Genomic DNA, 11942 nt, shown 5'->3' on the forward strand with positions numbered 1-11942 from the left:
CGTTTTTACCGAACGTTATTTGGACTGAACGTCGGTTTAAAAATTTGAGCATTTTCAACACCACACATCCACAGGCTGCTTTATTTTATGACCTATCATTTGAAATCTCGTGACATCATCGCTCTGGGCTTTATGACCTTTGCGCTGTTTGTCGGCGCGGGCAACATTATTTTCCCTCCTATGGTTGGCTTACAGGCTGGCGAGCACGTCTGGACGGCGGCGCTTGGCTTCCTGGTCACGGCGGTAGGTTTACCCGTTCTGACTATCGTGGCGATTGCCCGCGTCGGCGGCGGTATTGACAGCCTTAGCTCGCCGATTGGCCGCCGCGCCGGTATTTTGCTGGCGACCGTCTGCTACCTGGCCGTAGGGCCGCTGTTTGCCACGCCGCGTACCACCACCGTTTCCTTTGAAGTGGGAATTGCTCCGCTGACCGGTATGGGCGATATGCCGCTGTTTATTTACAGCCTGGTGTACTTTGCGCTGGTGATCGGGATTTCTCTTTATCCGGGTAAGCTGCTGGACACCGTGGGCCACGTGCTGGCGCCGGTGAAAATCATCGCGCTGCTGATCCTGGCGGCCGGGGCGGTGCTGTGGCCAGCCGGTGGCCTGAGCACGGCGACTGAAGCCTACCAGAACGCGGCGTTTTCTAACGGCTTCGTGAACGGCTACCTGACGATGGACACGCTGGCTTCGCTGGTGTTCGGGATTGTTATCGTGAATGCCGCGCGCTCTCGCGGTGTGACCGAATCTCGCCTGCTGACCCGCTACACGATTTGGGCTGGCCTGATTGCCGGTATCGGCCTGACGGTTATCTACCTGGCACTGTTCCACCTCGGTTCCGATAGCGCGAACCTGGTCGATCAGAAAGCCAACGGCGCGGCTATTCTGCACGCTTATGTGGCGCATACCTTTGGCGGGGCCGGTAGCTTCTTCCTGGCGGCGCTGATCTTCCTGGCTTGTCTGGTTACCGCCGTGGGCCTGACCTGTGCCTGCGCGGAGTTCTTTAGCCAGTATCTGCCGCTCTCTTACCGCTCGCTGGTGTTTATCCTCGGCCTGTTCTCGATGGTGGTATCTAACCTGGGCCTGAGCCACCTGATTCAGATTTCGATCCCGGTACTGACGGCAATCTATCCACCTTGTATTGCCCTGGTGGTGCTGAGCTTCACCCGTCCGTGGTGGAACAACTCCACCCGCGTTATTGCCCCGGCGATGCTGATAAGCCTGCTGTTTGGTATGATTGACGGCATTAAGGCATCGGCCATCAGCGACATGCTGCCTGGCTGGGCGGCGAAACTGCCGCTGGCGGATCAGGGACTTGCCTGGCTGCTGCCGACCGTTGCGATGGTGGTGATCACCGCTATCTGGGACAAAGCAGCGGGGCGTCAGGTCACCTCCGCCGCCCACTAATTTTTTGATTGCTAAGTAACCACGGAGTCGTCCTCCGTGGTTTTTTTATTGTAAAGCGTGGAACCTGGATTCATGGAAAACACCAACAAGCTCAAGCGCGGTTTGAGCACCCGGCATATTCGATTTATGGCGCTGGGGTCGGCGATTGGCACAGGGCTGTTTTACGGTTCGGCGGACGCCATCAAAATGGCGGGGCCGAGCGTTCTGCTGGCGTATATCATCGGCGGCGTGGCGGCCTATATTATTATGCGCGCGCTGGGCGAAATGTCGGTGCACAATCCCGCTGCCAGCTCGTTTTCTCGCTATGCTCAGGACAACCTTGGGCCGCTGGCTGGCTATATTACCGGCTGGACCTACTGCTTTGAGATTTTGATTGTTGCCATCGCCGACGTGACCGCGTTCGGGATCTACATGGGTATCTGGTTCCCGGCGGTGCCGCACTGGGTCTGGGTGCTGAGCGTGGTGCTGATTATCTGCGCCATCAACCTGATGAGCGTCAAGGTGTTCGGCGAGCTGGAGTTCTGGTTCTCATTCTTTAAAGTCGCCACCATCATCATCATGATTATTGCCGGGATCGGCATTATCGTGTGGGGGATTGGCAACGGCGGCCAGGCGACCGGTATCCACAACCTGTGGAGCAACGGTGGCTTCTTCAGCAACGGCTGGCTGGGCATGATCATGTCTCTGCAGATGGTGATGTTTGCCTACGGCGGGATTGAGATTATCGGCATCACCGCAGGCGAAGCGAAAGATCCGCAGAAATCCATTCCGCGCGCGATAAACTCCGTGCCGCTGCGTATTCTGGTGTTCTACGTGGGGACGCTGTTCGTCATCATGTCCATTTATCCCTGGAACCAGGTGGGCACCGAGGGCAGTCCGTTTGTGATGACCTTCCAGCATATGGGCATTACCGCTGCAGCCGGTATTCTGAACTTTGTGGTTATCACGGCTTCGCTCTCGGCGATTAACAGCGATGTGTTTGGCGTGGGCCGCATGCTGCACGGCATGGCCGAGCAGGGTAGCGCGCCTAAAATCTTCGCCAGGACTTCCCGCAACGGTATTCCGTGGGTCACCGTTGTGGTGATGGCCTGCGCGCTGCTGCTGGCGGTTTACCTGAACTACATCATGCCGGAAAACGTCTTCCTGGTGATTGCGTCGCTGGCAACGTTCGCCACCGTTTGGGTCTGGATAATGATCCTGCTGTCGCAGATTGCCTTCCGCCGCCGCCTGTCGCCAGAAGAGGCGAAAGCGCTGAAATTCCCGATCCCCGGTGGCGTAGCGACGACCGTCGTGGGCCTGGTGTTCCTGGTGTTTATTATCGGGCTGATTGGTTACCACCCGGATACCCGTATTTCGCTGTACGTGGGCTGCGGCTGGATTGCGCTGCTGCTTATTGGCTGGGTTGTTAAGCGCCGGGTTAAGGCGCAGTCGTTGCCAGTGTAGTGGCTGATTCGGTTAGAACTCGGTATCTGGTTTTACCCTCACCCTGACCCTCTCCCAGGAAGGGAGAGGGAATAAATAGTGTTCTCCTCATTCGTTTTTCCCCCTCGCCCCTTTGGGGAGAGGGCCGGGGTGAGGGGAATAATTTCTCCCGTCTCCACCCCTCCTGTCCTCCCCCAAATTAACCCGGAATGATGAGTGATAAAGCCTTATGCTGTGGCAAGGTGGCGTCATTTTTAAGCGATGGGAAAGTTACTATGTTGAATGCCTGGCACCTGCCGGTGGCGCCGTTTATCCAGACGCGGGAACGCAGCCTTGTCATTACCCTGTGGCTGGCGGGGGACGACCTGCCGGAAAAAGTGATTCTGCGTGGCGAAAAAGATAACGAAGAGATTTCTCTGGTCATGGTGCGCCAGAAACAGGCTCCCCTTGAGGGCGTTGTCGCCTGGAAAGTCACCCTCGATACCGCCGAAGGGCAGCCGCGCCGTCGCTACAGCTTTAAGCTACTCTGGCAGGACAGGCAGCGCTGGTACACACCTCAGGGCTTCCAAAAAACGCCGCCGGCCCGGCTGGAACAGTTCGCTTTTGATACGCCGGATGACGGCCCGGATTGGGTGCAGGACCAGGTGTTCTATCAGATCTTCCCGGATCGTTTTGCGCGCGGGGCTAATCGCCAGCCGGTGCAGGATAACGTTTATTTTCATCATGCGGCCGGGCGGGATATCGTCCGCCGGGAGTGGCATGAGCCTTTAACCGGGGAAGCCGGAGGATCGACGTTTTACGGCGGCGATCTGGACGGGATCAGTGAAAAGCTGCCGTACCTGAAAAAGCTCGGCGTGACGGCACTTTATCTGAACCCTATTTTTACCGCGCCCAGCGTGCATAAGTACGACACTCAGGATTACCGGCAGGTAGACGAGCAGTTTGGCGGTAATGCCGCTTTCCTGCGGCTGAGGGAAAATACGCGCCGGCAGGGGATGAAGCTGATGCTGGACGGCGTTTTTAACCACAGCGGCGATACGCACGGCTGGTTTGACAGGCATCAGAACGGTGAGAATGGCGCCTGCCATCACCCACAGTCTCCGTGGCGCGACTGGTACAGCTTTTCTGACGAAGGGTTGGCGCTGGACTGGTTGGGCTATTCCAGCCTGCCTAAGCTGGATTATCGCTCGGCCACGCTGGTGGATGAGATCTATCGCGGCGAGCAAAGCATTGTGCGGCACTGGCTGCGGGAGCCCTGGGGCATTGACGGCTGGCGGCTGGACGTAGTGCATATGCTGGGAGAGGAAGGCGGGGCGAAAAATAATCTTCTGCACGTCAGCGGCATTACCCAGGCGGCAAAAGAAACCAAACAGAATGCTTACGTCCTCGGCGAGCACTTTGGCGATGCCCGGCAGTGGCTGCAGGCCGATGCCGAAGATGCCGCCATGAACTATCGCGGTTTTACTTTCCCGCTGTGGGGATTTTTGGCAAACACCGATATCTCTTACGAGCCGCAGGATATTGACGCCCAAACCTGTATAGCATGGATGGAAGAGTACCGCTCGGCACTTTCCCATCAGCAGCAGCTGCGCATGTTTAACCAGCTCGACAGCCACGATACCGCCCGTTTTAAGTCGATTCTTGGTAAAGATGTTGCCCGCTTGCCGCTGGCCGTCATCTGGCTGTACGCCTGGCCCGGCGTGCCCTGTATCTATTACGGCGATGAGGTGGGGCTGGATGGCAACAACGATCCTTTCTGCCGCAAGCCTTTCCCGTGGCAGAAACAGGATCAGGATTTAGATCTGCTGGCGCTTTATCAGCGGCTCGGCAAGCTGCGCAAACAAAGCCGGGCGCTTCGTCACGGTGGTTGCCGGGTCATCTACGCTGAGCAGGACGTCGTCGTGTTCGTGCGTGCTTATCAAAACGAACGTGTTCTGGTGGCCATCAATCGCGGCAGCGAGGTTCAGGCCACGCTCCCGTGGGATGCCTTGCTGAGCGGCAGAGCCTGGACGCAGATCGAAGGCGAGGCGGCGCTCAATAACCGCGAGCTGAGCTTGCCTGCCGTCAGCGCCGCGGTCTGGCGCAGTCTTTAGGTCGGTAACCCGGCGGGGAGAGGTTTAGCTCTCCGCCGGGGGCTGATAAAGGGCGTTGACCAAATCCCCTTCAATGATCTTTTCTCGCCACCAGCGTGCGGCCAGGCCTTCACCCCGGTTATGCCAGCCGATGTAGGTCACGTCCGTCTGGCGGAACGATACAACTGGTTTTTCAATTAATTTGCCGCTGTTAAGGAGTGGCTGGGCGATGTGGCGGGGTAAAAATCCGCAGGCCAGGCCCGAGACTAAAATAGCGACCTTGCTAGGGAAGTCGAACACCACCACGCGTTCTTGCTCTTCAATGTAATTGGTGTTGATTGGCTGGCAGTAACGTGCCGTATCGCCAATGATGGCCGCACGATGGCGGCAAACTTCGTCACTGGAAAGCACATGTTCCGCTTTTGCCAGCGCGTGCTTGGGGGAGACGACAAACACGTTGTCCAGCGTGCCCAGCATCTTGTAGGCGTATTCGGATGACGTCGGCGGCTCGTTAATGGCGCCGAGAATAATGTTCGCGCCGTTGTGGGTCAGCTCTTCCCAGGCTCCTGCCAGCGTATGGTGGGTAAAATTAAGCGTGGTTTGCTGGTCGAGAGCGTAGAACTCCTCCATCAACGGCAGCAGCAGGTGGAAGGGAAATGAACCGTCCAGCGCAATGGTCAGCGTTTTTTCCCAGCCGGAGGTGGAGCGCAAAGCCTGGCTTTCCAGATCCTTCGCGGCGCTGAGCACCATCCGCCCTTTTTCCAGCACAATCCTGCCGGTGTCGGTAAATTTTGCCCGATGGCCTGAGCGATCCAGAAGTTTAATATTCAGATCGTTTTCTAGCTTCTGCACCATATAACTCAGCGCCGCAGGCGTTTTAAACAGCGATTCAGCGGCGGCGGCAAAACTGCCGTGCTTATCTAAGGCATCAAGAATGAGCAGCACATCTAAATTTACGCGCATAGTGATAATCCGTTCGGGCTTTGGCCTTGCAAAAGTCTATCACCAAAAAATTAAATAAGACGTTAGAAAATTCCGGCTATCAACCCTGCGGCTGTATGCAGAAAATAAAGGCGTCATCCAGAGATGGATACCTTAATAACTCATTGATAGCTGAGGGAATAAAATGTCTATTCGTGAACTGATTGACCCAACTAACTCCACCCTTATTTTTATCGATCACCAGCCGCAAATGGCTTTCGGCGTGGCGAATATCGATCGCCAGACCCTGAAAAATAACACCGTGGCGCTGGCAAAGGCGGGCAAAATATTTAAGGTGCCGACGATTTATACCTCCGTCGAAACCAAAAGCTTCAGCGGCTATATCTGGCCTGAATTATTAGCTGTTCATCCTGACATTAAGCCCATTGAGCGTACTTCCATGAACTCCTGGGAAGATAAAGCCTTTGTTGAGGCGGTGAAGGCGACGGGCCGTAAAAAACTGATTATTTCAGCGCTGTGGACCGAAGTGTGCCTGACCTTCCCGGCGCTGATGGCGCTGGAAGAAGGCTTTGAAGTGTATGTGGTGACCGACACTTCCGGCGGGACTTCTGTGGATGCCCACGAACGCGCCATTGACCGGATGGTGCAGGCCGGTGCCGTGCCGGTGACCTGGCAGCAGGTTCTGCTGGAGTACCAGCGCGACTGGTCACGCAAAGAAACTTATGACGCGGTGATGAACCTGGTTCGTGAGCACAGCGGGGCTTATGGCATGGGCGTCGACTACGCTTATACGATGGTTCACGGCGCGCCGGAACGTAAAGCCTGATGGATCACACTCGGGGCGGGTTCGCCGCTCCGTTTTTCCTCCCTATTCTGACTCAGGAATTGCGGCATGGCCGACAACAATACCGTTACGCTGGTGATCACCCACGAAATCCGGCCAGGCGAGGCCGCTCGCTACGAACAATGGCTGGAAAAGATCATGCCGACCGCCGCTCGTTTCCCCGGTCACCTTGGGGTACATGTGATTCGCCCCACGGCCGGGAACGACACCTATAACGTGGTGATTCGCTTCGACACGCTCGAGCATCTCAATGCCTGGACTGACTCCCCTGAACGCCATCGCCTTGTGGCAGAGATCAAATCCTCTCTTGCCGATGACGACAAAGTGCAGGTGCACACCGAAACGGCCTTCTGGTTTACCCCGGAAAGTGCGACGGTGAAACGCCCGCCGCAGTGGAAGCAGTTCCTGATCACGCTGCTGGTAATCTTCCCCAGTACCAACCTTGTGCCGTGGCTGACGGGCATGTTGTTCCCAGGTTTACGCGGCACGCTTCCCGGGCACTTGCTTAACGATGCCTGCGTGGTAGCGCTGGTGGTCTGGCTCTGGATGCCGATGGTGACGAAGCTGTTTGCCGGTTGGCTAAAAAAAGCATGATTTCTCAGGAGTCCCTGATTATGTCTCAACATGCCTCACTGATTTTAACTCATGGCCAGTTTCACACGCTGGATAAAGAGAATCCGCTTGCCGAAGCGGTAGCGATTAAAGACGGTAAAATTCTGGCAGCGGGCAGCACCGCCTATGCGATGAGCTTTGCCGGAGAAGGTAGCCAGGTCGTCGATTTGAAAGGCCACACGGTGATCCCCGGCCTGAACGATTCGCACCTGCACCTGATTCGCGGCGGGCTGAACTACAACCTTGAGCTGCGCTGGGAAGGCGTGCCTTCGCTGGCCGATGCCCTGCGCATGCTAAAAGAACAGGCGCTGCGCACGCCGTCTCCGCAGTGGGTACGCGTGGTGGGGGGCTGGACAGAGTTCCAGTTTGCCGAACGCCGCATGCCTACCATCGAAGAACTTAACGAGGCCGCGCCCGATACGCCGGTATTCGTTCTGCATCTGTACGACAGAGCTTTGCTCAACCGCGCCGCGCTGAAAGCGGTGGGCTATACCAAAGAGACGCCAAACCCGCCGGGTGGCGAGATTGTCCGTGACGGCAACGGGAATCCGACCGGAATGCTGGTGGCGAAGCCTAACGCGATGATCCTTTATTCCACGCTGGCAAAAGGGCCGAAACTGCCGCTGGAGATGCAGGTGAACTCAACGCGGCAGTTTATGCGGGAGCTGAACCGCCTGGGCGTGACCAGCGCGATTGACGCGGGCGGTGGTTTCCAGAACTACCCTGAGGATTACCAGGTTATCGACGAGCTGCACAGTAAAAAGCAGATGACGGTGCGCATTGCCTATAACCTGTTTACCCAGCGCCCTCAGCATGAGCTGGAAGATTTTGAAAAATGGACCGACATGCTGGCGCCGGGGCAGGGCACCGACTTCTACCGCGCCAACGGGGCCGGTGAAATGCTGGTGTTCTCGGCGGCAGACTTTGAAGACTTCCTGCAGCCACGCCCGGATTTGCCGGACGGCATGGAACAGGAGCTGGAGCGTGTGGTGCGCCATCTGGTTGAACACCGCTGGCCGTTCCGGCTGCATGCCACCTACAACGAGTCCATCAGCCGCATGCTGGACGTGTTCGAAAAGGTCAATCGCGATATTCCGTTCAACGGTCTGCACTGGCTGTTTGACCACGCAGAGACGATTACCGAACGCAATATCGACCGGGTTAAGGCGCTGGGCGGTGGGATTGCGGTTCAGCACCGCATGGCTTTCCAGGGCGAATACTATGCGGAGCGCTACGGGATTGAGGCGGTGAAACAAACGCCGCCGGTGGCGAAAATGCTAGCCGCAGGTGTGCCCGTGGGGTTAGGCACCGACGCCACGCGCGTGGCGAGCTACAACCCGTGGACGGCGCTTTACTGGCTGGTGTCCGGGCGCACTGTGGGCGGTATGCAGATGTACGACGAGAATAACCGTATGTCCCGCGATGTCGCCCTTGAGCTATGGACCGCAGGCAGCGCCTGGTTCTCTAACGAGCAGGGCAAGAAAGGGCGGATTCAGGCGGGGCAACTGGCTGACCTGGTTGTGCTGTCTCAGGACTACTTCAGCGTGGCGGAAGAGGCTATCAAGGGTATTGAATCGGTGATGACCGTGGTGGATGGAAAAGTGGTTTATGCCACTGGAGCCTTTACGCCTCTGGCACCGCCAGCCATTCCCGTTGTGCCTGACTGGTCGCCTGTGGTGAACGTGCCGGGGCATTACCGCTCCGCGCCACCAGCGGCGGCAAAAGTGGGGATGATGGCATCGGTGCATCAGTGCTGCGGGAGCTGTAACGTCCACGGGCATCAGCATGATGTGGCGCGTAATTCCTCGATTCCCGTCGGCGATGAGACGGCGTTCTGGGGCATGATGGGCTGTTCCTGCTTCGCCTTCTGACAAAAACAAAAAAGGCCGCAATCGCGGCCTTTTCTTCGAACTTGCTTAGCCATTACAGCTTAGCAACGTTCTCGCTCAGGTACTTAGCAACGCCGTCCGGAGACGCGTTCATGCCTTCTTTCCCTTTTTCCCACTGAGCCGGGCACACTTCGCCGTGCTCTTCGTGGAACTGCAGCGCGTCAACCATACGCAGCATTTCGTCGATGTTACGACCCAGCGGCAGATCGTTAACCACCTGGTGGCGAACGATACCGGCTTTGTCGATCAGGAAGGAACCGCGCAGCGCAACGCCCGCTTCCGGGTGTTCGATGCCGTAGGCTTGCTGGATTTCACGTTTGATATCAGCAACCATCGCGTATTTCACTTCGCCGATGCCGCCTTTATCAACCGGGGTTTTACGCCATGCGTTGTGAACGAACTCGGAGTCAAAAGATACACCAACGACTTCTACGCCACGTTTCTGGAATTCTTCGTAACGCTTGTCGAACGCGATCAGTTCAGACGGGCAAACGAAGGTGAAGTCCATCGGCCAGAAGAACACAACGGTGGCTTTACCGTTGGTGTGTTTTTTGAAGTTGAAGTTTTCAACGATTTCGCCATTGCCCAGAACGGCAGCAGCGGTAAAGTCAGGGGCTGGACGAGTAACCAGGACCATATGTACTCCTGTTAATTTTGTTAAAGTGAATGTTAACGCAACGGGGGGAGTATAGGGGCTCCATTCCATGTAGCTCAATGGCATCTTGCCAATCAATCAGATAGGTTTTGGCTATCAAAAAGACGCATATCTTGATGCCGATAACCAAGATAGCCCTTTTTTCGAAAAGGGCAAGTTGTTCTAACGTGAACCGGGAACGATCACAAACTTTTTTGTTCCGCCATCACCATCATGCGTGGGTAGAACTGCCAGAACAACTCCTCCAACTGGTCATAATGGGCGTCGAGATCGTGCCAGGAGGCTCGCAGGGCATCAAGTTTTGGTCTACGGCTCGCCATCCCATTGAGAACGTTAGCAATAAAATCCATATCCTGATAACGCTCCAGCCAGCGTTCACGCCATAAATAGTTATTAAGATTAATGAAGCGCGGCGGCGTGTCGTTAAGCCTGGGCACAATCTGCCCGCGAGCATAGGCGATAAAATCCTCGAGCCCGATATCCGGGCAAACCTTATGCCAGTGGCGCGACAGGAAGTGGTCCCACATGACATCCAGAGAAATCGGCGAAACTCGCCGCGTCTCTGGGCTGAACCAGCCGCGGGCTAAAGCCACCTCCGGCAGTCCGTCCGTCAGGACATCGACTCTGCGGTGCATATAAATGCCGGCCACGACCTCGGGCGAAAAGCTGTCGTCCGGGCTGCCGCGCACGAAATCCGCCAGCAAATTTCCCAGCAGTGAACTTTGGGCCAGATGTGCCAAATGCAGGTGGGCGAGAAAATTCATCGAATAGTTATTCCATTTATGGCGTTAAAACGGCCTGAGCAGGGTAAACGTGTTGCAGGGAAAGCCCCCTGCCACTAGACTAAGCCGCCTGTTTTTAAGTCTGAGTGCTATACCATGCGCGTTGCTGATTTTTCCTTTGAACTGCCTGAATCCCTGATTGCTCATTATCCGCAAGCCGAGCGCAGCAGCTGCCGCTTGCTGTCACTTGACGGGCCGACGGGCGCATTGGCGCATGGCACTTTCACCGATTTGCTCGACAAGCTCAACCCCGGCGACCTGCTGGTGTTCAATAACACCCGCGTAATCCCGGCTCGCCTGTTTGGCCGTAAAGCCAGCGGCGGGAAAATTGAAATACTGGTCGAGCGTATGCTGGATGATAAACGCATTCTGGCACATATTCGCGCCTCTAAAGCGCCAAAACCCGGCGCCGAGCTGCTGTTGGGCGATGATGAAAGCGTACACGCCACCATGGTTGCGCGCCACGATGCGCTGTTTGAGGTCGAGTTTAACGACGAGCGCGCCGTACTGGATATCTTAAATAACATCGGCCATATGCCGCTGCCACCGTACATCGACCGCCCGGATGAAGAAGCCGACCGCGAGCTTTATCAAACGGTTTATAGCCAGAAGCCGGGGGCGGTTGCTGCGCCGACAGCAGGTCTGCACTTTGACGAGCCGCTGCTGGAAAAACTGCGCAATAAAGGTGTCGATATGGCGTTCGTCACGCTGCACGTCGGGGCGGGGACGTTCCAGCCGGTGCGCGTGGACAGCATCGAAGACCACATCATGCACTCTGAGTATGCCGAAGTGCCCCAGGACGTTGTGGATGAAGTGCTGGCCTGTAAAGCGCGTGGCAATCGCGTTATTGCGGTCGGAACTACGTCGGTACGCTCCCTGGAAAGCGCCGCTCAGGCTGCGCAGAACGACCTGATCGAGCCGTTCTTCGGCGATACCCAAATCTTTATCTATCCGGGCTATCAGTACAAAGTGATCGACGCGCTGGTGACGAACTTCCACCTGCCGGAGTCTACGCTGATTATGCTGGTCTCCGCGTTTGCCGGTTATAAAAACACAATGCACGCTTACCACGAGGCGGTGAAAGCGGAATATCGCTTCTTTAGCTACGGCGATGCGATGTTCATTACCTGTAATCCGCAGGCGATAAACGAACGCCCGGGGGCGTGATTGCCCCTCACCCTGGCCCTCTCCCCCGTGAGAGTATTGGGTAACAGAGAAAGTATTCTCCCTCTCCCTTCCAGGGAGAGGGCCGGGGTGAGGGTAACCCACCCCCGCTTATTCCGCCGTGAGCACCGCCCACGGCGTTAATTGACTCAC

At 56.6% G+C, this 11942-nt stretch carries 10 protein-coding genes; 7 read left to right on the plus strand and 3 right to left on the minus strand.

The window, feature by feature from the left end:
- The first annotated feature begins 87 nt into the window (after window positions 1-87).
- From brnQ to malZ, 3 genes are all read left to right on the plus strand, one after another.
- The gene (brnQ, locus tag WFN87_RS04630; RefSeq protein WP_008454510.1) at window positions 88-1407 is read left to right on the plus strand and encodes a branched-chain amino acid transporter carrier protein BrnQ; all 1320 of its coding nucleotides are present in this window, start codon (window positions 88-90) and stop codon (window positions 1405-1407) included.
- A 72-nt stretch (window positions 1408-1479) separates the two neighbouring features.
- Window positions 1480-2850: a proline-specific permease ProY gene (gene proY, locus WFN87_RS04635; protein ID WP_166994385.1), complete on the plus strand. Its 1371-nt coding sequence runs from the start codon at window positions 1480-1482 to the stop codon at window positions 2848-2850.
- 254 nt (window positions 2851-3104) lie between these two features.
- Window positions 3105-4922, plus strand: a complete 1818-nt coding sequence (gene malZ, locus WFN87_RS04640) for a maltodextrin glucosidase (RefSeq protein ID WP_336983006.1) — start codon at window positions 3105-3107, stop codon at window positions 4920-4922.
- Window positions 4923-4946: 24 nt separating this feature from the next.
- Here the strand turns inward: malZ and WFN87_RS04645 are convergent, their stop codons facing one another.
- Window positions 4947-5864, minus strand: a complete 918-nt coding sequence (locus WFN87_RS04645; RefSeq protein WP_336983005.1) for a LysR family transcriptional regulator — start codon at window positions 5862-5864, stop codon at window positions 4947-4949.
- A gap of 163 nt (window positions 5865-6027) precedes the next feature.
- On the opposite strand from WFN87_RS04645, the gene WFN87_RS04650 reads away from it, so the two are divergent.
- The 3 genes from WFN87_RS04650 to WFN87_RS04660 all read left to right on the plus strand — a co-directional run bounded on the left by WFN87_RS04650 (window position 6028) and on the right by WFN87_RS04660 (window position 9170).
- The gene (locus WFN87_RS04650) at window positions 6028-6669 is read left to right on the plus strand and encodes a hydrolase (protein ID WP_336983004.1); all 642 of its coding nucleotides are present in this window, start codon (window positions 6028-6030) and stop codon (window positions 6667-6669) included.
- A gap of 66 nt (window positions 6670-6735) precedes the next feature.
- Window positions 6736-7281 (plus strand): antibiotic biosynthesis monooxygenase, encoded by a 546-nt coding sequence (locus WFN87_RS04655; protein WP_336983003.1) that lies wholly within the window; start codon window positions 6736-6738, stop codon window positions 7279-7281.
- 20 nt (window positions 7282-7301) lie between these two features.
- Window positions 7302-9170: an amidohydrolase gene (locus tag WFN87_RS04660; protein WP_336983002.1), complete on the plus strand. Its 1869-nt coding sequence runs from the start codon at window positions 7302-7304 to the stop codon at window positions 9168-9170.
- Window positions 9171-9222: 52 nt separating this feature from the next.
- Here the strand turns inward: WFN87_RS04660 and WFN87_RS04665 are convergent, their stop codons facing one another.
- Window positions 9223-9825, minus strand: coding sequence for a peroxiredoxin C (locus tag WFN87_RS04665; RefSeq protein ID WP_008454530.1), 603 nt, complete (start codon window positions 9823-9825; stop codon window positions 9223-9225).
- Window positions 9826-10025: 200 nt separating this feature from the next.
- Entirely contained in the window at window positions 10026-10607 is a 582-nt protein-coding gene (acpH, locus tag WFN87_RS04670; RefSeq protein WP_166994392.1) for an ACP phosphodiesterase, read from the minus strand.
- A gap of 114 nt (window positions 10608-10721) precedes the next feature.
- On the opposite strand from acpH, the gene queA reads away from it, so the two are divergent.
- Window positions 10722-11792, plus strand: a complete 1071-nt coding sequence (queA, locus tag WFN87_RS04675; protein WP_336983001.1) for a tRNA preQ1(34) S-adenosylmethionine ribosyltransferase-isomerase QueA — start codon at window positions 10722-10724, stop codon at window positions 11790-11792.
- Window positions 11793-11942: the final 150 nt, after the last annotated feature.

The organism is Cedecea sp. AS113 (assembly GCF_037152415.1).
GTDB lineage: Bacteria > Pseudomonadota > Gammaproteobacteria > Enterobacterales > Enterobacteriaceae > Cedecea.

What these genes read in the sequence shown, in the direction of transcription:
- WFN87_RS04665 (WP_008454530.1), bottom strand. Translation starts at nt 9,825, where the DNA reads ATGGTCCTGGTTACTCGTCCAGCCCCTGACTTTACCGCTGCTGCCGTT.
- WFN87_RS04650 (WP_336983004.1), top strand. Translation starts at nt 6,028, where the DNA reads ATGTCTATTCGTGAACTGATTGACCCAACTAACTCCACCCTTATTTTT.
- acpH (WP_166994392.1), bottom strand. Translation starts at nt 10,607, where the DNA reads ATGAATTTTCTCGCCCACCTGCATTTGGCACATCTGGCCCAAAGTTCA.
- malZ (WP_336983006.1), top strand. Translation starts at nt 3,105, where the DNA reads ATGTTGAATGCCTGGCACCTGCCGGTGGCGCCGTTTATCCAGACGCGG.
- WFN87_RS04660 (WP_336983002.1), top strand. Translation starts at nt 7,302, where the DNA reads ATGTCTCAACATGCCTCACTGATTTTAACTCATGGCCAGTTTCACACG.
- WFN87_RS04655 (WP_336983003.1), top strand. Translation starts at nt 6,736, where the DNA reads ATGGCCGACAACAATACCGTTACGCTGGTGATCACCCACGAAATCCGG.
- proY (WP_166994385.1), top strand. Translation starts at nt 1,480, where the DNA reads ATGGAAAACACCAACAAGCTCAAGCGCGGTTTGAGCACCCGGCATATT.
- queA (WP_336983001.1), top strand. Translation starts at nt 10,722, where the DNA reads ATGCGCGTTGCTGATTTTTCCTTTGAACTGCCTGAATCCCTGATTGCT.
- brnQ (WP_008454510.1), top strand. Translation starts at nt 88, where the DNA reads ATGACCTATCATTTGAAATCTCGTGACATCATCGCTCTGGGCTTTATG.
- WFN87_RS04645 (WP_336983005.1), bottom strand. Translation starts at nt 5,864, where the DNA reads ATGCGCGTAAATTTAGATGTGCTGCTCATTCTTGATGCCTTAGATAAG.